Origin of the sequence: Anabaena sp. FACHB-83, assembly GCF_014697485.1 — a bacterium.
GTDB lineage: Bacteria > Cyanobacteriota > Cyanobacteriia > Cyanobacteriales > Nostocaceae > Nostoc_B.
This window is the reverse complement of the sequence record NZ_JACJRY010000003.1, coordinates 160,869-186,653: the sequence shown is the minus strand read 5'-3', so window position 1 is coordinate 186,653 and position 25,785 is coordinate 160,869. Positions and strand designations below refer to the sequence as shown.

The following is a 25,785-nucleotide window of genomic DNA, read 5'->3' as shown; positions in this document are numbered from 1 at the left end:
AAAGTTGTAATTCTGGTCTACACCATGATTTCACGGCGCAATTTTTTGAGTATATTATTTGTCAGCTGCTTTGCCTTCATTAGTTGGTTCAACTTTTCACCTGCGGCTAACGCCCTGGGTGGTAAACTACCAGCAGTAAATCAACCTGCGCCAGAGTTTGCATTGCCAACAAATACAGGCGACGGCAAAATCTCTCTAGCTGACTTGCGTGGTCAGTGGGTAGTACTGTACTTTTATCCCAAAGACTTTACCTCTGGTTGCACTATCGAAGCACGACGCTTTCAGCAAGACTTACCCAAATATTTAGCCAAAAATACGCAAATAATTGGCGTGAGTGCTGATGATGTCGATTCTCATGCTGAATTTTGCGATTCTGAGGGATTAAAATTTCCCTTATTAGCTGATACCACTGGTGCAGTGAGCAAAGCTTATGGTTCTTGGATTGGCTTTGTCTCGATGCGCCACAGTTTTATTATTGACCCAGAAGGAATCTTGCGCGAGACTTTTGTCAAAGTTAACCCATCCGTTCACAGTCAAGAAGTGCTGGCGAGATTAGAACAATTACAATCTTCAGCATCGTAGATTTTGTATATCTGTCTTGATGGCGAAATTGAACCATCAAGACACAAATACGAAACCTGGATTTCTCTCTTGTGAGAAATCCAGAGGTGTGGGAGGGGTGGGAAGTGTGGGAGGATGGTGAAGAAATCTTTCCCCCCACACTCCCTTCTCTCCCCACACCCGCTACCCATAAGTGAGAAATTCAAAGATATTTGCGTGACTCCAACTGATTCGCTAGGCTATTTGTATCCTCTTACTTCTATAGCCTGCTATGGATTTTGAAGGCAAAGCTACCACCACAACTGCTCCAAGTAACACAGAATTTGCTCAATCAGTAACGGCACGTAAACCGCTAGAATTGTTACGAGATACCGAGGCTTTACTACGTCGCCCTGCTGTAGCAAAGTTAGTGCCGATTCTACCCCCAAAGTTGAGTAACAGAATGCAAGAAGTCTCAACTGTTGCGGAAACATCTTTGCAAGAATTGGCAGAAATTGACCTAGAAAAAATTACTGACTGGGAATTACAACCCGTGCGGCTACGTGTGGGTTTATGCTTTGTGGGTTTTGGCGCATTGATGATTTTAGTGTTGCTGCTATACTTAAATACCCTACATCCTGAACTCAGTACAGTAGGACAGATTCACAAATACTGGTATCAATATGTTTGGTTTGTCTGCTTCGGGATAGCGGGAATGTTTATGATTGGTCGAGAAACAATGCGACCAACCATCAAGCTAAAAAAGCCAAGAAATTTTAAATAGGTTGGTATAAATTAAAGCTAAAAATGAAGATGCAATTTATCGGTTGTTGTAGAGATGTTGTGTACAACTTCTCTACATAATTTATAGAATGCAACTTCTATATAGGCGATCGCACCTTCAGACTTTACACTTCATACTTTATTTAACATGAATCATGATGCTTTTATTGTGCCGCCAGGTACTAAGGTTTCTCTGCAAAAAGATTATGACCCTGGGTATACTGCTAATTACCATGACCGCAATGATGCAACACTGAAATTACGCTCAGATATTGAACGATTAGCTAAGTTTCAAGATACTCTGTATGCCCAAAACAGCTATGCCTTGCTAATTATCTTTCAGGCGATGGATGCTGCTGGTAAAGACAGCACAATTAAACACGTCATGTCTGGGATTAATCCCCAAGGTTGTCAAGTTTTTAGTTTTAAATCTCCCAGCAGTGAAGAACTAGACCATGATTACCTATGGCGCTCAATGAAAGCTTTGCCAGAAAGAGGTAGAATAGGCATTTTTAATCGTTCTTATTATGAAGAAGTATTAGTAGTGCGCGTTCATCCAGAAATCTTGCAAAAGCAGCAACTTCCTCACTTGCCAAAAGGTAATAAAATCTGGCAACAGCGTTTTTCCGAAATCAATAATTTTGAAAAATATTTAGTAGATAATGGAATTGTGATTCTCAAATTTTTTCTGAATGTCTCGAAAGCAGAACAGAAAAAAAGATTTTTAGCAAGAATTGATGCTCCTGAAAAAAATTGGAAATTCTCAGTTAATGATGTCCGAGAAAGGGCATTTTGGTCAGATTATATGGCCGCTTATGAAGAGGTTTTCCATCACACCAGTACTACACATGCGCCTTGGTATATTATTCCTGCCGATCGCAAATGGTTTATGCGGATGGTAGTTGCTGATATTATCTGTTCTAAATTAGAGTCACTCAAGTTAAAATACCCTACCGTTAGTGAAGAAGCTCAACAACATCTTCTACAAGCAAAGTTCGCCTTAGAGCAAGAAGAATAGCTCATCATTGTATCAATTTAATCAATCTACGTAAAATTTTCTGAATCTGCTCTACCTAGAGGCTGATCACAAGCTTCTGTAAATATGTCATTCTGGGCAAAGTGTGGATATTCAGAATATATTTACCTGTGACTTGATGAAAATCAAAATTAATTATATATGTTTACGAATTTCAACTAATCTCATCAATTACATAGTTTTAGTTAGCTTGATTGATGTATTTCCTCACGATTCTCTCAACTTTTTTTGATACCTTTAAGATAAAGACCAAGTATTGTTTGTCTTGGCATTTAATTCATTGATTATAAACAAAGGAACTAATTATGGATACTGCTGTTAAATACGACATTGAACTGATTAAAGAAGAAGCACGTCAATTAGTTCAAAAGGGACTGATTAGCCGTCAGCGACCAATTTACGCATTATGTAAGTATATCCCTGAACGTGAATGGTGTATGTTTGAACTTGAGCTAGAAAAAAACGAATTTCTGCTCAGAGATAGAATTATTGACTTGTTAGGTAGCGAAAATTGGGAAGAGGATGGTAGTTGATTATTCCCATTATGGATCTTGGGAATGATTTGGTGGAAATAAATAGGCGATCGCAGCCCATCCAGAAACAGTTAGCAAACTCACTAAGCAAGAAGCCAGAACAAGAGTAGTCATATCAAAAATGAATTAAAACTTTATTTTGCATATCTTCAAGCTATCAATTGAGTATGACAGTCATGCGACTACCTTGTGTCAATTCTTTGTACAAATAAAGTGCTGAGTGACAGTGCTGAGTATAAAGCTAGTTATTTGAAAGCTTTGTAACAGCCATTAAGCCAAAGGTAGGCAAAAACTAAATGTACTACCAATTCCTAATTCGCTTTCTACCTGAATTTGTCCACCTTGTAATTCAACTAAATGCCGAGAAATAGTTAAACCAATACCAGTTCCTCCCGAATGGCGATCGCGTGATTGATCAGCTCGCCAAAAGCGTTCAAATACATGGGGTAAATCTTCCGGGGAAATGCCAATACCTGTATCAATCACAGCAATCCAAAGTTTCGAGGCTTCTGGCCAAGCTTGCAGAGTAATTTTACCTTTGGTAGTGTAGCGGATGGCATTACCGAGTAAGTTGACTAACACCTGTTCAGTGCGATCGACATCCGCCAATACCATTGGGAATTGTGCGGGAAAATCCAAATGCAGCACAGGCCCATCTTCTAACAATTGTTCGCTAAATCTTTCTACTAAAGACTCCAACAACGGGCGCAGATTTATTGCCTGTATTTTAATTGGTAAATAACCGGCTTCTGCTTTAGAAAGTTCTTGCAAATCATTGACTAATCTTTCTAAGCGTCTAGTTTCTTTCGCTAAACGTCGATAAATTTCCGGCGATGGTTCTATTTCTCCATCTGCCAATTCTTCTAAATAACCACGCACAACTGTTAGTGGTGTCCGCAATTCATGAGTCATATCACCAATCAGTTCTCGCCGTCGTGCTTCTACACCCTCTAGACTTGCAGCCATACGGTTAAAACTAGTACCCAAGCGATTTAGTTCAGGAATATCAGACAGGGGTAATCGAGCATCTAACTCACCAACGGCAAATTTTTGGGTAATTTGCTCCATTTCACTTAAACGCTGCATGATTCTTTTGGAAACCCAATAACTCAATCCTCCCGCCGCCGTAGTCCCAACAATCACCGACCAAATTGTGCTGCGTCGCCAAGCTGTTTCAAAGCCTTCTACTAGTTCAGTCCGAACATTAATTAAATCTAATCCCTGGCTTTGTAGTCTCTCTAAGTGCAGCACAAAAAAACGTGGTGACGAAACTTTGCTGATAATCACAAAGCTGACTACCCCCACAATCATCACTACCAAGTGGGAAACAAATAAACGTGATGCCAAAGGCAAGGATTTTGTCCAACGCCAACTCATTTTAAAAAGTAAAAATAGCTTTATCTCAATTTGTAATTATGAATGACTATAGCAATCCTAAATCATTTGTGAAATTTTCTTTCTTCTCTTTATTCTCCTTCTTTGTGTCCTACCCTTCGGGAAGCCGCTTCGCGTCTACGTTAAAAAGAATATTTTTCACAACTCAGATAGGATTGCTATATAAAGTGAAAGCGTAAGCTGCAACAAAGTACGCAAAACACCAAAACCATCCCTTCGACGCTCCCTGAGCGAAGTCGAAGGGAGCATCCTTATATAAGAGCATTAATCATATCAAACCGTCAAAACCAGCCAACCTGCTGTAATGAGTTTCATTTTGACATTCAGCTAACTTATGCAACAAATTTGTATCCCCTAAAATCAGAGCTTGCTTCTTCTTCCGACTCCAACCTTGCACTTGTTTTTCACGCTCAAAAGCATCCACCACAGACTGATAATACTCACAGAAAACCAACTTTACAGGCAAGCGTTTTGCCGTGTAATTTGCACCTTCACCTTGCTGATGTTGCCACAACCGCCGCTCAAGATTCTTTGTACTACCCGTATAATAACTACCATCAACACACTCAAGAATGTACATGTAAGCCATAATAATTGACTTGCGCTGCTCTGTTGTTATCCAGATTGTTCCCTTCGACTTCGCTCAGGGAACAGTTTTGGCGCAAAGTTCAAGGAATGCTCTCTCAACCAAACAACGCAAACGCTCAGGGCGTGTCACCCATGATGTTGACTTGCGCTGCTCTGTTGTTACCCAGATTGTTCCCTTCGACTTCGCTCAGGGAACAGTTTTGGCGCAAATTTCAAGGAATCTTCTCTCTACCAAACAACGCAAACGCTCAGGGCGTGTCAGCCATAATAATTGACTTACGCTGCTCTGTCGTTACCCAGATTGTTCCCTTCGACTTCGCTCAGGGAACAGTTTTGGCGCAAAGTTCAAGGAATCTTCTCTCTACCAAACAATGCAAACGCTCCCTTCAACGCTCCCTGAGCGAAGTCGAAGGGAGCGTTGAAGGGAGCAGTCGAAGTTTTTTCATCACGCTCACATTACAGGAGAGTCTTCAAATTTATAACCTACCCCAACAACAGTTTTAATAAACGAGGGGTTAGCAGGATCTGGCTCAATTTTTTTCCGCAACCTTGCTACATGGGTGTCAACAACTCGCTCGTCACCAAAAAAATCATCACCCCAAAGTTTATCAATTAGTTGGGTGCGGTTCCAAACTCGCCCAGGGTTGCTGACAAAGGTGCTTAATAAATTAAATTCTAGGTTGGTTAAGTCGAGAATTTCTGCTTCTTGAGAATTTAACTGGCGAGAAGCGGTGCGTTGTTCAATATCTACAATAAAGTTTTGCGTTCGTGTAACTTGATGTTGTCCGCCTTGACGCAGACTCCGCCGCAATAACGCCCGGACTCTGGCGACTAATTCTCTGGGACTGAAGGGTTTAACCATGTAGTCATCAGCACCAGTAGATAAGCCGATGACGCGATCGATTTCTTCGCCTTTGGCGGTCAACATCAAAATATAAGGGTCTTTGCTTCCAGGTTTTTGGCGAATTCTGGCGCAAACTTCCAAGCCATCCAACCCAGGAATCATTAAGTCGAGAATAATTAAATCAGGTGGTTGTTCCTGAAACATCCGCAAGGCGTTTACACCATCGCGGCTAACACGACAAGAAAATCCTTCTTTTTCTAAAGCCAGTTGGATTAACTGAGCAATTTCAGCTTCATCCTCAACAATTAAAATATCCATCGCTGTTCAAAATTCAATGGAATACGCAGAGTTATTTCCTGGCTTGCATTGTACTCTAAAAAGTTGCGATGGGTGATGAGTAACAGATTTTACAGGTGAGAATTAGAAAGCGATCGATAGTTGTAACCTAAATGGGAGTCTTTTTGAATTTCCTGTTTAATGCTATCCAAGTCAAGGAAGTAGTCAGCCACATCAATCAAGCTATCACTAGTCATGGGGCGCAAACTCACAACTTCTACTCGACCACCTTTGCTAGTCACTGCTTCCACTGCATAAGCTAACGCGCCATCGCCACTGACTAATATGGCTGTATCGTAATAGGGTGCTAAAGTGATCATATCGACAGCAATTTCTACATTCAAATTAGGTTTTTTAGAATTGTCTGTCGGTTGTGCTTCTTTAGTAACTACTCGATAACCATTTCGCCGCATCCAAAATAAAAAGCCTTGTTGTTTGTCATTCGCTCGTGGACGTGCGGGAGTAGGGCGATTAACATCCACTATTGTGTAAAAGAAAGCCCGTAATAGCCGCGAACCAGAGGTTAAACGACAAAGTAATTTGAGATAGTCAATTTCAATTCCTAGTTGCAAAGCTGCGTGAAATAAATTAACACCATCGATAAAAATAGCAACTCGCCCACGGTTTAATCCGTTAATTGTTGAGGCGCTGGTTCTCGGTTCTCGATTGTGATAATGTTCACTTTTGGCAGGATTTTTCAAGACCATCTTTGGTGATGAAGGCGATTCTGGTTCCAGGTGTTTATATACGTTGTTGGCTTTGGTAAAATTAGTGAAAGTCATTGACTCCTCGGAAATTTTAAATTTGTGAAGATTGTTGAGAAATTAGCAAGATAGGATTTGTGCTAGTTAATTTACCTAGCAACAAAGGATGTGGCATTATTTGTGCTGAAGCTGTTATCTATCTAAGTCGCACATTGGCTTGCAGAGTTTGTGTGATGTCATTAGTCATGAATATTGATGAGTTTAAGCAGCAAAATGACTAATGAATTAATACTTAGTTGGATGAGCTCGATACACAGAAATTGTGTTAATTTTGCAGATTCCAAAGGTAAACTCTCTAGAGTTGTTAACTCTTGTTAGAGCGAGTTTTACGAGATATTCCCTTTGTCTATAAATATAAGGCTCTTTATCTATTCCCTCTGCATCTCAACTTACCACAGGATGCTAACAATTGCTCAAAGGCAGTTTGCTGTAAGGTGAATAGTGAAGAGCGATCGCATCTATAAATTATTGTACAACTGAATGGCTAAATCCCACAATCACCCCCAGCTTTGTATATTGATATCCACATATATCAAAAATGCCAAACCTCTGATTTATCAGGGAAATCTGCCCAAAAGTTTTGGCAAATATATATTTAGAATGATTGGGTTTATAATTATTTATAACCAATCGTAAAAACAACTACAGCCATATTTACGAATATTTGATATTTATCTTGTACTTCCTGACAAAAACAGTCAAATAAGCAGTTAATAAAATTGTTATCAAAATCACTGATCAACTTAACCTTTAATTGTTCTTAAGATGGAGTGCATTGATTAATTAATGGAGCTAAATTTATATCTAGACTAGTCCACAAAATGTCTTTGCTCATCTCCTCCAGTGGTTAATTGACCCCGGAGGTTATTTTTTTAGGAGGCAGGAGGAAAGCCCTATAAATTTATCTTATTTGAGATGTGAACTAAAAGTGCTAGAGGGACAAGGTAGACAAGGTAGACAAGGTAGACAAGGTGGACAAGGGAGAGAGATGTTTGTCAAACAATTGGTGTTGCTATATAAATCTATTTAGTAAATTAAATTACTATCTAGACAATACATTAAGAAATACTAAGAGAGATTCTCAGTCTTTCTGATGCTTATGCTATCCTAGCAATAATTTGTACCTAAAGGAAAATGTTAGAAAAACCGTAGTTTTTCTAAGGTAATTTGTTTTAGGTAAACTGATAACGGAAAGCAAGTCATTTCTTAAGAAATCAAGCTTTGTTTTCTGTTTAATTCACTTTGTTTATAACACGCTAACAAACCGATAACACGATCGCGCCAGTTTGATTCCGCTTTAACTGGCGCTTTTTATATTTGGTGGAGACGGTTGTAAGGTTGTAGGGGTGTAAGGGTTTTGAACACCTACACCCTTGATTTTTTGTCTCACTGTGTAAGTCCTAATTGACTTGCTTGTCCCAAAACTTCTAAAAGCGATCGCTCAATCACTCCACTCACAAATTGATTACCCTGTAAGTTCATGTGAATGGTGTCATGATATAAAGCTTGTGGGTTGTCTGTTTGATTAAATAGTGGCAGAAAATCTATATAGGGAATTTGCTGGGTTTGGGTAAACTCACTCAATCTTTTACGTGCAGTGATTTCGTAATCCAAGGGGCCGGGTTTACCAAGTTCTCGCCGTAAGGGAGTCATGGCTAAGAGAAATTTGCTGTGGTGTTGACTAGTGATAAGTTGAATTTGTTTGATTGCTTCTAAATTTACACCGACGCGATCGCCTGGTTCGGCTTGGAGTGCTTGCAATTCAGGAATGGGCTGTTGTTTAGTTGCATAACGTTGCCATACTTCTACTAATCCTAAAGGCGGTTTCGTCGCTGGATAGTTGCGATCGCGTCCTACTGGTAAAGCCGTGGGAGAATGGGCGAACAAATCATCAGTATTAATTAATAAAATTATTACCTGGGCTGAAAAATTGCCAAATCGCTGCAAATAAGCTAATTCGTTTCTTGGCCCCCAAGAGTTAGCCGAAGCATTCAAAACTTCTACCTGCTGATATTTGTCAGCAATCTCTGATTTGAGGGAATTCATGATTAAGCTGGAGATGGTGTTTTTTTGATCAGTCCACCAGCCACCATTAGCAATGGAATCTCCTAACAACAGGACACGCAAAGTTTGCGGTGCAGGGATTTTGGCGATGGGGCTGCTACGCATCGAAAATTCATTAATTTCAATACGATTCCCAAAGCGGCGCGTGCTTTGATTTGGTGCTAACAAGTAACCTATCTGGGGGTCGCCAATGTAAATTAAGGGATTACCAAAACCAAAAAGCGATCGCAACCCAATCTCAATAATTACCAGTAGCACTATCACTACCAAAATCATGAATATGACTACTTTCACTGCTAAATCCTCACCTATAAATTATTTATATTCGTCCAGCTAAAGTAATTAACTATACGCTATTTTTTCAGTGTTTCTTTAAAAAAAGATAAATATATCAACTCGTAGATTTACTTGAAAGTGCTGAGTAAGAAAAAGAGTACTCAGCACTCACACTTCGGCTGCGCTCAGTGTACAGTAATAAGTACGGTGAATCTCGACACTTCTCCTACCGGAGACGCTACGCGAACGATAAGCTCAGTGCATCGCTTCGCTCGATTACCGCGTAGCCGAACCACTACTCCTACCTGATTTGTATAAACTGAACTACTACCACTAGCGACGTAAGTAAAATTAGGGATGTATTCGTTGCAAAGCTTAAACAAAATAAAAGCAGAACCTTAACTAGTTTTGCTAATAGAAGGACTACAATCAAAACGGACAAATTAGGACTCTAACGAAGGAGGATTAAACGCGATGTCCGACTTAAATAGAGGAATTATGAAATTTGAGGGTGCAGACTCCCCCAAAGTAGTGACTATTTCTACAGTTTTGCTATTGGGTTCGATTGCTGGCCTAATTATTTGGGCGCTGCAAGCTGCTTATGCCTTAAATTAAGTAACCAGTTCTGAAAAATTAGTGTTCATTTGGATATGGGCAGAATTTTAGCAAAACCTAGATTGCTGCCTCTGCCCAGTGTCCATTTGAGACATATTAATAAAGTGCCTCGAAAATTGAGAAAAAACTTCCAAAAAATTTTAGATTTTGCGATTTGAGATTTTAGATGCAATATAAATCTAAAATCAAACATCAACAATGCTTGAACTTTGGGGTGCCTTAGTTATTTTAATTGCCTGCCCCCTATTAGGCGGCATACCGCTAATCGCCTGGATCACCAACGGGTTGACGGGTAGGCAATTATCACAGATAGGCACAAAAAACATCAGCGTCTCAGCCGCTTTTTATCATGGCGGCACATGGGTAGGGCTTTTGGCGGTAGTCTCAGAAGCCTTAAAGGGAATCGCCGCCGTTTTTCTGACTCGGATTTTTTTCCCAGATGGTTCACCTTGGGAAATTATCGCCATAATTGCTTTAGTTTTAGGGAGATTTTGGTTAGGTAAAGGGGCGGGAACAACAAATGCTGCTTGGGGATTTTTAATTCATGATCCATTGGTGACAGTATTTGTTAGTTTTTTAGCAATCACTACATTTTTAGTATTTCGTGCCAAAAAACCAGTAAAGTACGGAGTATTAATGCTGTTTCCTTTACTGGTAATCGTTTTGCATTCTGATGATTTGTTCAGAATTCTGGCTGCGATCGCTTTAGCTGTGTTGCTGGGGTGGATTTATCGGCAAATGCCGGATGACTTAGATTTACCAGTAGAATCAGCCCAGACCAATACTCAAGCAACCTTAGCAACCTTGCAAAGCGATCGCCCAATTTTGACTTTAGATAATGAACTAGATGGGGCAATAGTCGGACAAAAAGCCGCTACCCTCTCTCAAATTAAGCGTTGGGGTTATCCTGTCCCCAAGGGCTGGGTAATTGTCCCCGGTGCAGATCCCGAAAAAGTAATCGCCTTCCTCAAACCTTCCGATTTATCACCCTTAATTGTGCGTTCCTCAGCCGTTGGGGAAGATTCCGAACAAGCTTCCGCCGCCGGACAGTATGAAACGGTGGTAAGTGTCACCAGTAAAGAACAATTGCAAACTGCGATCGCCCAAGTGCGAGATTCTTACAATCATCCCAGTGCGGTACAATACCGGATTGATCGCGGTTTACCAGAAACAGCAATGACTGTGTTGGTGCAGCAGCAAGTCCAAAGCGTCTATTCGGGAGTGGCCTTTACCCGTGATCCCATCACCCAGCAAGGTGATGCGATTTTAATTGAAGCCTTACCCGGTAGTCCGATTCAAGTCGTCTCTGGACAAGTCACACCCGAACAATATCGCGCCTTTGTTGTCGAGACAGATAATATTTCTTCAATTCACATCGAAGGGACAGGACAAGTCCCCCAAGCCATCCTCAAACAAGTGGCTTATCTCGCCCACCGCATTGAAAAACGTTATCACGGCATACCCCAAGATATTGAGTGGTGTTATGACGGTCAAACTTTGTGGGTGTTACAAGCCAGACCAATTACTACCTTATTACCAATCTGGACAAGGAAAATCGCCGCCGAAGTGATTCCGGGAGTGATTCATCCTTTAACTTGGTCAATTAATCGCCCGTTAACTTGTGGCGTGTGGGGAGATATTTTCACAATTGTGTTAGGCGATCGCGCTTCTGGGTTAGATTTTACGGAAACTGCCACCCTGCACTACTCTAGGGCTTATTTTAATGCCTCCCTCTTAGGAGATATTTTTCTGCGGATGGGTTTACCGCCGGAAAGTTTGGAATTTCTCACCAGAGGCGCAAAAATGAGTAAGCCGCCTTTGCAGTCCACAATGCAGAATCTCCCAGGATTAATGCAGTTGTTGAAACAGGAATTGAATTTAGACAAAGACTTTAAGCACGACTACCGCCAGTTATTTATTCCTGGGTTATCGCAATTAGCCCATGAATCAATTGAGGAGATGGAGCCAGCGCAAATCTTAGAGAGAATAGATTTTAACTTAGAATTACTGCGGCGTGGCACTTATTACAGCATTTTAGCGCCTTTGAGTGCCGCTATTAGACAAGGCATCTTTCGGGTGAAAGATGGACAGATTGATAATAGTGTGACACCAGAAGTTGCTGCTTTGCGATCGCTCAGTGCTTTAGCCGCCGATGCGAGAAGAATATTAACAGAATTTGAACCAGACCAAGTATTTGAACAGTTAGAACAAACACCAGAAGGTCAAAAAGTTCTTTACGAATTTAACGAACTACTGGAAGATTACGGTTATTTAAGTGATATCGGGACTAACATTGCTGTTCCCACCTGGAAAGAAGACCCCCGCCCAGTGCAGCAGTTATTTGTGCAACTAATTCAAGGTAATCAACCAGAAACAGGCGATATTGACCCAATTAACCGGGCTTTATCGGGTAAACGTAAGCGTGGCTTTGTCCAAGAACGGGTGGATATTAAAGGCAGGGTGACAGAGATTTATTCCCGCCTGTTGGCAGAATTGCGCTGGCGATTTGTCGCCATTGAAAAAACTTGGTTAAAATCTGGGTTACTCAAAGAGGTGGGCGATATCTTTTTCCTAGAAATGGCAGAAATTAGACAGCTAATTGCCGAAGCTGATACCTCATTGCGAGAACGCTTACCAGAAATTATCGAATATCGGCGATCGCAATTTCTCGAAGATAGCAAAATTCCCCAAGTCCCGATTTTGATTTACGGACATACACCACCCCATCCCCTAGCACCTTCTCCTATCTACTCTGACCAAATATTACAAGGTATTCCCGCCAGCCACGGACAAGCCGAAGGTCGAGTCAAAGTAGTGCGAAACTTACAAGATTTGCCCCAAATTGACCGCGATACCATTTTAGTTGTCCCTTACACCGATTCTGGTTGGGCTCCTTTGTTAGTCCGGGCTGGTGGGCTGATTGCGGAAGTTGGCGGTAGATTATCTCATGGCGCAATTGTCGCCCGTGAATATGGTATCCCGGCGGTGATGGATGTTAAAGGCGCAACTTGGTTGTTGCAAGATGGTCAACGGGTCAGAATTGATGGCTCTAGGGGTATCGTAGAACTATCTAACGACTTAAGACCACAATGATTTGGAGTGGGAGTAGGGAGTAGGGAGTAGGGAGTAGGGAGTAGGTAGGGAGTAGGTAGGGAGTAGGTAGGGAGTAGGGAGTAGGGATACTGTTTCTGAAAGCAACTTATACCAATTTGAAAGAAGAATGCGACAGATATAAATCAGGAAAGTCTTACTGGAGCTAGAGTTTTTAATTGCGTTAGCGAGGAACGAGCATCGCGTCATTGCGAATTGCAAATTGGTATTAGTATCACCAACTTTTCTCAAGCCCCGCTTAATCATCTATATAAAGTGTATAGCCGCGAATTCCATCTCTATCACTGCGTAAGTGCTGTGACTTTGATTTTACTCTGACGGAATAATTTATTGTATAAATCGTAACTAAAGATAATAATTTTTTGCAAAAACTTTCGGGAAAAACCACGTATTATCACTGAGGGTTCACCGTTTTTTTACGGTTAAGGTGTATTTAAGTGTGTAGGCATAACTAAGTATATGTGATGACGAATTTAAAAATTCGATGAGTATTGCAATGCTACCTATGCGGTGCATCTACCACTTATGAAGCTGTATCAATGGTGAGCGATCGCTTGCTAAATTTCTTGGTGCAGTATATCAAAATTACACCCACACTAAAATTGTTCCATGCCACTTGAAACTGTAAACATTACTAATGTTAACTTATCGTTAGACTACTATCTCATTGCTTTTGATGCTAACGGCAATGAACGTTTAGAAGACACTGGTTTCATGAGTCAAAAGTTAGTAGATATACTAGCAACTGAACCCATAACAGACGTATTTTTGATTAGCCACGGATGGAGGGGTGACATTCCAGCCGCTAAAGAACAGTACACCAAATGGATAACAGCTATGGGGCGTAACTCTACTGATATCCAAAAAATCAAAGAATTACGCCAGTCACAAAACCAAGAATTTCGCCCCTTATTAATTGGGTTACATTGGCCGAGTCAACCTTGGGGGAATGAAGACTTATACGCTCAACCCACATCCTACGACACATCGGGATCAGAGTTAAATAATTTAATTGAAGAATATGCCCAAGATGTAGCTGATACAGAAGCAGCCCGTGATGCACTCAGAACAATTTTTGCAGCTTCCATAGAATATGCCAACCCGCCAGAAAGCTTACCACCGGAAGTGAACCAAGCTTATGAGGTGTTAATCAAGGAAGCTGCTTTAAACGGTGAAGAAGAAGATAACGCATCTTTCAACTTAAACCCAGCAAATATTTATCAATCTCTGATAGCAGATGAACCAGAAACCCAAGAAATCAGTTTTGGAATTGGTGATTTTTTCCAAGCTAAAACTAATCCATTTTTGGACGTTTTAGGTTATCTCTCCTATTGGAAGATGAAAGAACGGGCGCGGGAAATTGGTAGTAACAGTGGCTTTAAGTTATTAACTCAACTGCAAAAAGCTGCCGCTAAAACAGTCCGATTTCATTTGGTAGGACATAGTTTTGGATGTATTATGGTTTCTTCAATTGTGGCTGGAAAAGACAATAGTCAGTTAGTCCGCCCAGTTGATTCTTTAGTATTAATTCAAGGTGCTTTATCACTTTGGTCTTACTGTCCTGATATTCCCCGCCGCAAAAATTTACCTGGTTGTTTTTCTTCTATTATCAATAAACGCAAAGTTACAGGCCCAATTGTTACTACTCGGTCGATTCACGACAGTTCTGTGACCAAACTTTATCCAGCAGCCAGTGTACTTGGTAGGCTCCAAGGTCAAGATATTAACTTTGCCGGTACTGAGTCGGAATTTCCTGAATATGGCAGTATTGGCACATTTGGTATTCAGGGGATTAACGAAAGTATCAGCCTCAAAATGTACCCCTGTGACAAGCCCTACAATTTCCAAGCGGGTAAAGTTTACAACTTAGAAAGTAGCGAATTTATCCGTAATTTAAATGGCAAAAAAGATGACGATGCTCACAACAGCATTGATAAGCCGGAAGTAGCTCATGCTGTTTGGGCTGCGGCTTTTGGTAGTTAATTCAACAATTAAAATTAAAACACAGGGTGTACTGAATATGGTCGTAGAACCACTAACCGAAGAACTATATTTCAACGGTATTGATGCTGCTTCTGGTAGCTATTTATTGCCACCATTAACACCAGAACAGTTGGCAAAAATTGCTCAGGGTGAAAGTTTTGACCCTGAAGAACTCATTGAACTTCAGCAAAAAGACCAGAAAGTAAAAGGTCTAGACCCGCATTTTGCGCCGATGGAAGGGATAGACCCGAAAAACTTGGCCGAAACAGGTTGGGGTGTGATTTTTGCTTTTAATGCTGACCCAGCGATTAAAGAAGCTCTGAAAGAATTATTAGAGCATCGCCAAAGACAAGCAACAGCAAAAAACGAGCATTATTATAAAGAATACATAGGCCCGAAAGGTTATCGTCCTGGGGAATCGAAGAATCAATTTTTATCGCGTCATGGTGTTGGGCCAGGCCCAGCCGACCCAGATAAAATGCCATACTACCTGTTGATTGTGGGTGATCCAGAAACGATTCCCTATCGTTTTCAATATCAATTAGATGTGCAGTATGCGGTGGGTCGCATTTACTTCGATACCCCAGAGGAATATGCTCAGTATGCGCGGAGTGTGGTGCAAGCCGAAACCACTAATTTAGCACTACCTCGCCGCGCCAGCTTTTTTGGGGTACGTAACGCCGCAGATCAAGCCACTCAACTCAGCGCCGAGAACTTGATTCGGCCTTTAGCTGACTGGATGCTGAATGAGCAGAAAGACAACGAGTGGACAGTTAACAGTATTCTGGCAGAAGAAGCAACTAAAGCCCGCTTAGGCAAATTATTGGGTGGGGAAGAAACACCAGCATTGTTGTTTACTGCTAGTCATGGTATGGGTTTTCCCAATGGTCATGAAAAGCAACTCCGCCACCAAGGAGCGTTATTGTGTCAAGACTGGCCAGGCCCGTTGACATGGCGCGAAGCAATTCCCGAAGATTTTTACTTTTCGGCTGATGATATTGGTAGTGATGCCAAGTTGTTAGGGTTAATTGCTTTTCACTTTGCTTGTTACGGTGCGGGGACTCCGAAATTAGATGAATTTGCTCATCAAAAAGGCTCGAATGAAAGATTAGCGATCGCACCTAAATCTTTCATTGCACCTTTACCCCGACGGTTACTAAGTCACCCCAATGGCGGGGCTTTGGCGGTGATTGGTCACGTCGAACGGGCTTGGGGTTGTTCTTTTGTGTGGGAAAAAACTGGTAAGCAATTGGCAGTTTTTCAAAGTACCTTAAAACGCTTACTAGAAGGACATCCAGTCGGGTCAGCCGTAGAATATTTCAACGAACGCTATGCGGAATTATCTTCTGATTTAAGTACAGAATTAGAAGAAATTAAATATGGGGCGATGGCTAATCCCATCACGTTGTCAGGAATGTGGACAGCGAATAATGATGCTCGCAGTTACGCAATTATTGGCGACCCCGCAGTTAGGCTAGTTGTCGGTAACAATTCCACAGGCGATCGCCCTGTGATTGAATCGATCAAGTTACCCACAGCACCCGCAACACCGCAGACATCATCGGATACACCTGCAATTCAACAAGCCCAAGCAAACTTATCCCAAGCCTTGGAGCAGTTTATCAAAGCTGTTGATCAAACGGCAGGCGATCGCTCTCAAAAACTTCAAGTCACAGTTTCTACTGTGGTGAGTTTACTGGAAACTCTCAAGAAATTAGGTTAATTCGGTAATGAAAACTTAGGGGCTAAAGGCTAGAGGCTAGGGACTAGTGAAACATCCCGTGTCTCTAGCTTTTCCTGATTAACGCCGTGTGCAACTTTCTCTCAAACCTAACCCTACTCCCTACTCCCCACTCCCTACTCCCCAACCCATGAATACCTTCGAGATTATCATCCAACGCAAATCAGGAGATAGCTGGCCGATTGTGGTCGAATATAGTCGGCCGGGAACACTTTTACCATTGCGTGCAGAAGGTAATCTCCAGCTAAAGGAAACAGATTTACAACAACAAATTAGTTTACTAGGACAACCACAAAAATACGGCATACTCTTAGGTAAAGCTTTATTCCAAGATGAAATCCGTGATGCTTTTACCGCCGCAATTCGGGAGAGTGAAGATTGTTTGCGGGTTTTGCTGTTCATCGAGGCTGTTGATAAAGAACTCAGAACTCTGCGTTGGGAAAGGTTGTGCGCCCCTTTAGATGAAGGTTGGCAAATGTTAGCACTTGATCAGCGAGTGCCTTTTTCTTTGTATATTCCCGCCACCACAGACCGACGTTTCCCCCCCATTGGACGGCGAGATTTACGCGCCTTAATCTTAGTTGCTAGTCCCTCGGATTCGCAAAAGTATCAATTAGATTTGTTTGATGTGGAAGGTACTGTTAAAAGTGTGCGTTCTGCTTTGGGTGATATTCCCAGTGATGTGTTAGCAACTGTTGATGGGGCAATGGGTTTACCAACTTTAGATGAACTCTGCACTCACTTAACAGACAGAACCAAGCAGTATACATTATTACATTTTGTCAGCCACGGTAAATTACTCGACAATGGCGAGACAGTGCTTTATTGGTCAAAGGCTGATAATACAGTTGAGCCAGTCACAGCAACACGGTTGTTAGATAGACTGCGGTTATTACGTGGCGCAAAGGGATTACCCCATTTTACCTTTCTCTGCACTTGTGAAAGCGCCCATCCAGATGCAGAGGCAGGATTAGGTGGTTTGGGACAGCGTTTGGTGCGAGATTTGGGAATGCCGGCGGTTGTCGCTATGACAGAAAAAGTTTCGGTGAAAACCGCCCAAGCTTTAGCAGAACATTTTTATAAGCAACTACACGAGTCTGGGGAAGTTGACAAGGCGCTACAAGAGGCGGCGGCTTCCTTGGCTGAAAGGTATGATGTGACAGTGCCGGCTTTGTTTAGTCGCTTGGGTGGTAGACCGCTATTTAGTGACCAACTAGATAGAGATTTGACAGCCGCAGAAATCGAGTTTGGTCTGAAACAATTAGAGAAATTATTGTTAGAGCGATCGCCTACACTATACCCCAAACTCCACAACCCATCCCAAAAATTAACCGATACTTTCGGCACAGATATCACCACTTTAAGTCCCCAAACGAAACAAGAACGAGAACAAGCGTTAATCGAAGTCAATAACTTGGCGCTGGAAGTCTTGGACTTGAGTTTTAATGCGGTGGCGTTGAATAAGCAATTACCAGCCTACGATAGCCGTTGTCCGTTTTTGGGTTTGTATCCTTTCCGCCAACAAAACCGCGAGTTCTTTTTTGGGCGAGAACAATTAATTACCCAACTGCAACAAAAACTAGCAGAACATAACTTTTTGGCGGTGTTGGGTGCATCGGGGAGTGGTAAATCATCCGTTGTCTTGGCGGGGTTAATTCCCACTTTGCAAGAAAAACAGCCTGATTTAGTCTTGGCTTATCTCACCCCCAACAATAACCCCAGCGAACAACTGCAAGCTAGTTTATCGGCGGTGCAGAATCAACCATCAATTATTGTAGTTGACCAATTTGAAGAACTATTCACCCTGTGTAGTGACGAAACTCAGCGCCAAGAGTTTATTCAAAAATTATTGAGTTTGACTCAGCAACAGCCTGTAATTGTCACCATGAGGGCAGATTTTTGGGGTGAATGTGCAACTTATCGTCCACTCAAAGAGTTGATGGAGTCTCACCAAAAATTAATCGGGCCTATGGACTCGGCGGAATTGCGAAAAGCAATGGAATTACAAGCCGCACAAGTAGGGTTACGTTTTGAAGCTGGGTTGAGCAATAACATTTTAGATGATGTGCAAGGCGAACCAGGGGCAATGCCCTTATTGCAACACGCCTTGTTAGAGTTATGGAAACGGCGACACGGACGGTGGCTGCGCGTTGAGGAATATGAAGCCATTGGGGGTGTGCAGAAAGCGATCGCCCAAACTGCCGATGAAGTTTACAATAGTTTGTCAGCCGACGAACAAGAACAAGTTAAAAATATCTTTATTCGGTTAACTCGCTTAGACGAAAACGCCGTCCAAGGTGAAAGGCGCAGAGATACACGCCGCCGCGTTGGGTTAGAAGAATTAATTCCCGCCGGAGACAAGCAAATATTAACCAAAAATCTCCTCAAGCGGTTAGCTGGTGAAGGTGCGCGACTGATAGTAGTTAGTGTTAATTCAGCCACATTTCAAGAAGAAGTCGAAGTCGCCCACGAAGCCTTAATTCGCCATTGGCCAAGGTTAATTACTTGGTTAGATGAAAATCGTGTGAGTTTGCAACTGCGCGAAACAATTCGCCAAGCAGCCTTTGAGTGGGAAAAACAACAAAAAGACGAAAATTATCTCATTCATCGCGGCGGTAGATTAAAAGAATCCCAAGAACTTTTAAAACAATCAGGCTTTTTAAATCAACTCGAATCAGAATATATCTCTACTTGTGCAGCATTTCACTTACGCCAAGAACAAGAAAAAATTAATCGTCGCCGTCGTGATATTACCACCATCCTTTTCATGAGTGGCGGGACAATAATTACTTTAATTATTACAAGTTTGTTATTCAAATCATTAGACCTGTGGCGCAAAGGAGAATTTAATGAAATCAATGCCAGTAGTTTAAATTCTTTGGCGCTGTTTAATTCTCATCAAGAGTTACAATCAGTCATCTTAGCAATTAAGGCAGGCAAAAAACGACAGACACAAAACAACATTAAACTGTTCTTTTCCGAACCATTATCACTGGTTCATCCGCCTGAACCATTCAGAGAAATCCTAGAGAAAATCAATGTCGGCAAGAGCAAGCAAAAACTCGATCAATCACAACCCAGAGTTATAGAAGCTTTACAAAAAGCTGTATACCAAATTAAAGAACGCAATCGCCTAATTAAACATGAGGCTACTGTTCAAACAATTGCCTTCAGCCCGAATGGCCAAATTATCGCCTCCGGTAGTGCCGATAAAACTATTAGGCTTTGGGATCTACACGGTAAAGAATTAACAGTTCTCAAAGAACATCAAACTAGTATTACAAGTCTTGCCTTTAGCCCCGATGGTAAAACTCTTGCTTCTGCTAGTGAAGATGGTGAGGTAAAAATCTGGAATTTGGCAGATTTTGATGAGAAAAATAAAAATTTAATTTCAAATAAAACTTTAAAAGAAAATCTTGTTACAAAAATCAGTTTTACCCTTGATAGCCAAAAGTTAATTATTGCTGGTTTATATGATGTCAAAATCAAGGATTTAAAGAAACTGGATGAAGAAGGAGAATGGCTGATAGAGGAAGAAAGAAATAACGTTATTACAAGTGTGTCCTTACGCGCAGATGGTAAGATATTAGCAATTGCCAAGGCAAATAATGAAAATTTTAGTTTCGATGGTAGTCCTCTGAAAGAGAGTACTATAGAATTTTGGAATTTAGAAGATAAACCCAAAAAATATACCCAATTTATTACAGCCCAGAAAAATACAATTTCCAGTATAGTTTTTAGTCCTGACAATAAAACTTTAGCTGCTGCAAGTATTGATCGTGTAGTGAAAATTTGGGATTTAAAGCAGTTAAATAGTCAGCCAATAAAAACCTTAAAGCCGCCTAGTGATACTCAGGATAAAAGTGAAGATATTAATATAGCTCTAGACTTATTAGCCTTCAGCCCAGATGGTCAAACTCTGGCTTATGGTGATAATAAAATTGTTCAAATATGGGATTTAAATACTCAAAAATTACAAACTAGTTTAAAGGGTCATCAAGCTGATATATCTAGTGTTGCTTTTAGCCCTAATGGCGGAACCCTAGCCTCAGCAGGTGGAGACAATACTATTATTCTCTGGAATTTAGATGGCAAACTTTTAAATACTCTTACAGGACATGAAGCCGCCGTTAATCGTCTGACGCTCAGTTCTAATGGTCAATTTTTAGCTTCTGCCAGTGATGATAATACAGTCAAACTCTGGGATTTGAATGGCAAACTTTTACATACATTAACAGGACACAAATATGCAGTCACCAATATTGCATTCAGCCCCGATAATCAAACTTTAGCTTCTACCAGTAATGATAATAAAATCATTATCTGGAATTTAGATGGCACATTATTACATAAACTGACAAACAATAACTATTCACTAACCAATATTGCCTATAGTCCTGGTGGTTATATCTTAGCTTCTGCTGGTAGTGATAATACTATTAATCTTTGGGATGTAAACGGTAATTTATTGCATACCCTCAAAGGTCATAAATATGCAATTACCAGTATTGTTTTTAGTCACAAAAATAAAATTATCGCTACAGCCAGCAAAGACAAAACCATTAAACTCTGGAATTTTCAAGGCGAGTTACTACAAACGCTAAACGGTCATCAAGCAGCCATTACAAACATTGCTTTTAGCCACAATGATAAAATTTTGGCTTCTGGTAGCGAAGATGGCACACTGAAGCTTTGGAATTTACAGGGTAAACTATCATCATCAACTTTTAAAGATAAAAATCATTCAGCGCCTATTACAAGTGTAGTTTTTAGTCGTGATGATCATCAGATTATCTTTGGCAGTGCAGATGGTACTATTAGACTTTGGGTGAAGAATAAAAGTTTGCGTACATTAACAGCCCATCAAGCAGCCGTGACTAGCATTGTTTTTGATGCCAAAACTAACACTTTTGCATCTACAAGCGAAGATAATACAATTAAATATTGGAATTTAAATGGGACACTGCTACAAACCTTCCGAGGACATCAAGCCGCAGTCACTAGTGCTATTTTTCATCCTTATAAAAGAATACTGATTAGTGCTAGTAGAGATAAAACTATTAAAGTTTGGAAGCTGAACAAAATTGGGCAAACTCTCAAGCACTCAGACACAGTTACAAGTGTTGTTTTTAGTCAGGATGGCAAAACTTTAGTTTCTGGTGGTTATGATCAATTCATTAAAGTTTGGAAATTAAATAATACGGAAGAAAAGCCACAAGAATTCCTTTTTGACAATGATATTGCCAAAATAATCTTGTCTCCTGATGGGAAAAACTTAATTGCGGCTACTAAGGGAAAATATATAATTTCAGGGAAGTTACAGGGTGAAAAACCACAAGAAATAGAATTAAAGCCAAGTGATAATAATACAGTTACAGTGACTAGCATTACTCTCAGCCCTGACGGTAAAATAATTGCCTCTGGTAGTAGCGATAAAACTATCAAACTTTGGTATTTAAATGGTAAGCCGTTGAAAACATTTTCAAATAAAAGTGAAGTTACACAACTAGCCTTTAGTCCTGATGGTAATCTCTTAGCTTCAGGTAGTCAGGATAAAACCATCAAACTTTGGGATTTAAATGGTAATCTTAAGCACACCCTTAAAGGACATACAAATGAAGTTACACAAGTTGTATTTAGTCCCAAGGAAAATATTCTAGCTTCTGGTAGTAAAGATAAAACTATCAAACTTTGGGATTTAAATGGTAATCTGTTGAAAACATTGTCAGATAAAAGTGAAATTACACAACTAGCCTTTAGCCCTGATGGTAAAATCCTCGCCTCTATTAGTAAGGATAAAAATATCAAACTCTGGGATTTAAATGGTAATCTCTTGCATATCTTAAAAGGACATGAATCTCAGGTAACAAGTGTAGTCTTCAGTCCTGATGGTAAAAATTTGGCTTCTAGTAGTAAGGATAAAACTATCAAACTTTGGGATTTAGATGGTCGTCTGTTAAACACATATTTTGGACATGAGTCTGTCGTCACAACTGTAGCCTTTAGTCCCGATGGCAAAACTTTGGCTTCTGGTAGTTGGGATAATACTGTGCGATTGTGGAATGTGGAAGAAACTGATTTAAATAGGTTGCTTGCCAGTGCTTGTGAATGGGTAAAAGATTACTTGGCTAATAGCGATGATGTAGAAGGTAGGGACAAAAAAGTTTGTGATGACGTTTCCCTATCTCAATAACTCTTGGAAAGCAACTGGGAATTTAAGGCTTTGCTAATGCGATCGCCTGCAAATTCTAAATGAGCTATTGTGTAAATATCGAATGTTTCGCCAAATTCTTTCAGCTTGTTATCAATGGCTGTTTGCAGTTGTCGCAATTCATACCAAGCTAGTGTGCGGCTATCTTCTAATTCATCATGAGTCTTCAACAGCATCTCTAACAAGATGTTCAGGTGTTCTTGTTGTAGGGAACGGCGAATACTAGATATTGATTTTGGTGGTTCTGGGGTGAAAATTTCTGTCCAAATACCTGTTTGCAGGGTATCAAATAATTCTGGTAAAGACAGTGCTTGTCCAGGTTGAGCTTTTAATTCTACATCCCGCAGCCGATTGATGCGATCGCTATCTAACAGCGATCGTAATATGGCACTCTGGAAACTGAGAATGCGATCGTGAATCGGATAATCAAGACGAGTATGATGTATGGGACTACCCCAATGTTGCCAGCGCGACGGTGCAAGTTGATTTAACAACTGCGGTGAGAAACTAAAAGCATCTTCCGCAAACACATATTCTTGCAGCTTGGCTAATGCTTGACGTTGTTGGGTTAGGGAAACGGGTACAAAAGCCCAAGAAATCTCATCACCAGCATGAAGCCGCCGAAATGACTGCCCACCAATATATTGAGAAAGTAAGCTGGCATTGCGGAAATAATATCTCAGCACTCTATTAAACAACACCCGCAAGCTACTATAACTTTCTCCCTTGGGTAAATAACCTTCATCCAGACGTTGCCACATCACACGGGCGTTGTCCATTTGCCATTGAGAATACACCAACACATCACTACTTATATCCCAAACATTCGCTAACGGGTTGATGTCGCGGATATCTTCGTCAGTGGCGTAAGACAATTCTGGTTGCGGTGATGCTAAGGCAATTGCTTCTAAAAAGCTTTTTTCAGTTTCCGGCGTAACTATTTCACCCTCGACATCAGGTAGTTTTTTGTAACCATAAGCAATTGCCCATTCATCATAAGGGCCGACTACACTCGGAAAATACTCACCTTGCGGCACTCCTTGAGGGGCAATATTCACAGGTAAATAGTCCATCACCGAACCTGTTAAACCTTTGCTTTGGGTGATTTCTGGGTTATTCAATTCTTGCGGCGCTAACATTGTGCTGCCATGAAAATTGTGCCGCAAACCCAGAGTGTGTCCCACCTCATGGGCAATAACAGAACGCAAGTATTGATGAACATACTCCTTCATCATTTCACTATTGGGCTTGGTATTTTGCAGCAGTGATAATGCTAACGCCCCCATAGCAACTTGTTCGGTAGACTCTGTGCCGTAACAAGTCTCTGTGTCTTGGGAGTGGGGAGTGGGGAGTGGGGAGTGGGGGAAGACAAGGTAGAAAGACCTCTCCCTTATCTTCCTTGTCTCCCTTGTCTCCATTGTCCCCATTGTCTCCCCTGCACCCCTGCGCCCTGCCGCCTGCGTCTCTTCTGTCTGACACATTGATGAAGCCTCGATCAGTGCATGATATTCTTGTTGAACTGAGCGCACCATGTTGGCATCAACAATAATATCTGCGTCTAAGATTTCGCCTGTGAGGGGGTTTACACGCATTGGCCCCCTAGCAAAGCCAGCATCTAAAGAGTTGAACCAGCGAATAGTGTTGTAACGCACGTCTGCGGGATGCCATTCAGCATCATCTGGCATTTGTCGCACTTCAACAGCATTTTGAAATCCTGCTTTTTCAAAGGCTTTATTCCACATTAAAACGCCTTCTCGAATGGCATCTCGGTATATTGGTGGAACAGCATTTTCAATCCAAAATACAATCGGTTTTTTCGGTGGAGATAAAGGTGCGTTAGGGTCGGATGGTTCTAAATGCCAACGATTAATGTAACGGACAAATGGTTCTTGCAGATGATCTGGCGAAAAATCTTGGAAGGCAGTAATAAAATAACCTACTCGGTCATCAGCAATTCTGGGAATATAGCCGTTATTTTCTGGTAGTTGGGAAAAACTATAATGTACTTTTAAACTCAAGGCGCGACTGTCTGGCAATGTTGTTAAATTTGCCCCTTCTGGTGAGGAAAAACCATAAATAGAATCAATTTCAACATTATCCAAAAAACTCTGCACATCACCAAAATAAGATTTAGTTTTATCAAAGTGATATTCAGCTTGTAAATAGTATTTTAATAAAGGTGCTAAACCGGAAAAATCCTGCATTAACAGTTCTTCTAGGTCAATAACTAGACTGTTTGTGCTTGGTTCAATACTATCAATTGCCACAGAATAAAGTACTGAATCACTGAAGGAACGAGTTAGCGATCGCTGTTCAGCTTCACCTGATTTTATCCGAAATTTGACATTCTGAACTACGAAATGCAAATTATCCTTGACACGCCGCCAATAAAACAAAAAATCAGCTAAAGGTAATCCACTATAAATCCCACTTTCCCCAATCCCAGATTCTAAAGTAATTGTAGCGAGATAACTTTTATTTAGCTGTTCTGGCTTAATTGCTAAATAAACTTTGCCAGATTCTGTGTCTTGATAAGTTGTGAATAGTCCCGCTTGTTTAATTATCCCTTTCTCTATAGGCTGATATGGCTGTGTTTCTGCTGGTTTCTTTTCGCCAAAATCACTAGTATCTACTAAATTTTCTACTCCTGGAATTGAATTTATTTCTTGAGGATTTGGTTCTGAAAGTTGATTGGCAATTGCCCAACTATTATTGCAGAAAAAGTTATATAGAAATATTATGCAGATTGCTAATTTGGCGATCCAGTGTTTCATTCTTTAGCTTTTGTTTGTGCAGTAGTGATTGTGTCGAGGCAAAACTGTATTTTTCAAGACTTATTCAATACTTAAGACTGACTAGCTGTGTCAATTCACTGTAGTCAGACACAGAATTATTTAACGTCAAAGATTAGAAGTCTGGCGATTTAAAGTTGCGTCTTGCAAAGAATTTTTCTGGCTCCATTGAA

16 protein-coding genes are annotated in these 25,785 nt (G+C 40.9%); 10 read left to right on the top strand and 6 right to left on the bottom strand.

What is annotated here, in order from left to right:
* The first annotated feature begins 24 nt into the window (after positions 1-24).
* From H6G79_RS04920 to H6G79_RS04905, 4 genes are all read left to right on the top strand, one after another.
* Positions 25-582 (top strand): peroxiredoxin, encoded by a 558-nt coding sequence (locus tag H6G79_RS04920; protein WP_190589976.1) that lies wholly within the window; start codon positions 25-27, stop codon positions 580-582.
* 250 nt (positions 583-832) lie between these two features.
* Positions 833-1,324 (top strand): hypothetical protein, encoded by a 492-nt coding sequence (locus H6G79_RS04915; protein WP_190589977.1) that lies wholly within the window; start codon positions 833-835, stop codon positions 1,322-1,324.
* Between the two features lie 147 nt (positions 1,325-1,471).
* Complete coding sequence (locus H6G79_RS04910; RefSeq protein ID WP_190589978.1) at positions 1,472-2,341, top strand: polyphosphate kinase 2 family protein; 870 nt, start codon at positions 1,472-1,474, stop codon at positions 2,339-2,341.
* A gap of 323 nt (positions 2,342-2,664) precedes the next feature.
* On the top strand, positions 2,665-2,892 hold the full coding sequence (locus tag H6G79_RS04905; RefSeq protein WP_190589979.1) for a DUF4327 family protein: 228 nt from the start codon (positions 2,665-2,667) through the stop codon (positions 2,890-2,892).
* Positions 2,893-3,162: 270 nt separating this feature from the next.
* On the opposite strand, the gene H6G79_RS04900 is transcribed toward H6G79_RS04905, so the two are convergent.
* The 4 genes from H6G79_RS04900 to H6G79_RS04885 form a co-directional block, all read right to left on the bottom strand.
* The gene (locus tag H6G79_RS04900; RefSeq protein ID WP_190589980.1) at positions 3,163-4,269 is read right to left on the bottom strand and encodes a cell wall metabolism sensor histidine kinase WalK; all 1,107 of its coding nucleotides are present in this window, start codon (positions 4,267-4,269) and stop codon (positions 3,163-3,165) included.
* Between the two features lie 286 nt (positions 4,270-4,555).
* Complete coding sequence (locus H6G79_RS04895; RefSeq protein WP_190589981.1) at positions 4,556-4,876, bottom strand: GIY-YIG nuclease family protein; 321 nt, start codon at positions 4,874-4,876, stop codon at positions 4,556-4,558.
* Between the two features lie 450 nt (positions 4,877-5,326).
* Complete coding sequence (locus tag H6G79_RS04890) at positions 5,327-6,037, bottom strand: response regulator transcription factor (RefSeq protein WP_190589982.1); 711 nt, start codon at positions 6,035-6,037, stop codon at positions 5,327-5,329.
* Between the two features lie 89 nt (positions 6,038-6,126).
* Positions 6,127-6,837 (bottom strand): NYN domain-containing protein, encoded by a 711-nt coding sequence (locus H6G79_RS04885; RefSeq protein WP_190589983.1) that lies wholly within the window; start codon positions 6,835-6,837, stop codon positions 6,127-6,129.
* Between the two features lie 59 nt (positions 6,838-6,896).
* Here H6G79_RS04885 and H6G79_RS04880 point away from each other — a divergent pair, with 59 nt between their 5' ends.
* Positions 6,897-7,040: a hypothetical protein gene (locus H6G79_RS04880; RefSeq protein WP_190670304.1), complete on the top strand. Its 144-nt coding sequence runs from the start codon at positions 6,897-6,899 to the stop codon at positions 7,038-7,040.
* Positions 7,041-8,205: 1,165 nt separating this feature from the next.
* On the opposite strand, the gene H6G79_RS04875 is transcribed toward H6G79_RS04880, so the two are convergent.
* Entirely contained in the window at positions 8,206-9,177 is a 972-nt protein-coding gene (locus tag H6G79_RS04875; RefSeq protein ID WP_190589984.1) for a GDSL-type esterase/lipase family protein, read from the bottom strand.
* A gap of 456 nt (positions 9,178-9,633) precedes the next feature.
* On the opposite strand from H6G79_RS04875, the gene H6G79_RS04870 reads away from it, so the two are divergent.
* The 5 genes from H6G79_RS04870 (at position 9,634) to H6G79_RS04850 (ending at position 22,802) form a co-directional block, all read left to right on the top strand.
* Entirely contained in the window at positions 9,634-9,774 is a 141-nt protein-coding gene (locus tag H6G79_RS04870; RefSeq protein ID WP_062289360.1) for a hypothetical protein, read from the top strand.
* A gap of 198 nt (positions 9,775-9,972) precedes the next feature.
* Positions 9,973-12,867, top strand: coding sequence for a glycerol-3-phosphate acyltransferase (locus H6G79_RS04865; protein ID WP_190589985.1), 2,895 nt, complete (start codon positions 9,973-9,975; stop codon positions 12,865-12,867).
* Between the two features lie 627 nt (positions 12,868-13,494).
* Complete coding sequence (locus H6G79_RS04860; protein WP_190589986.1) at positions 13,495-14,868, top strand: hypothetical protein; 1,374 nt, start codon at positions 13,495-13,497, stop codon at positions 14,866-14,868.
* Between the two features lie 37 nt (positions 14,869-14,905).
* Positions 14,906-16,591, top strand: a complete 1,686-nt coding sequence (locus H6G79_RS04855; protein ID WP_190589987.1) for a C25 family cysteine peptidase — start codon at positions 14,906-14,908, stop codon at positions 16,589-16,591.
* A 148-nt stretch (positions 16,592-16,739) separates the two neighbouring features.
* Positions 16,740-22,802: an eIF2A-related protein gene (locus tag H6G79_RS04850; RefSeq protein ID WP_190589988.1), complete on the top strand. Its 6,063-nt coding sequence runs from the start codon at positions 16,740-16,742 to the stop codon at positions 22,800-22,802.
* Here H6G79_RS04850 and H6G79_RS04845 read toward each other — a convergent pair.
* Entirely contained in the window at positions 22,796-25,594 is a 2,799-nt protein-coding gene (locus H6G79_RS04845; RefSeq protein ID WP_190589989.1) for a zinc-dependent metalloprotease, read from the bottom strand. The genes H6G79_RS04850 and H6G79_RS04845 overlap by 7 nt on opposite strands.
* Positions 25,595-25,785: the final 191 nt, after the last annotated feature.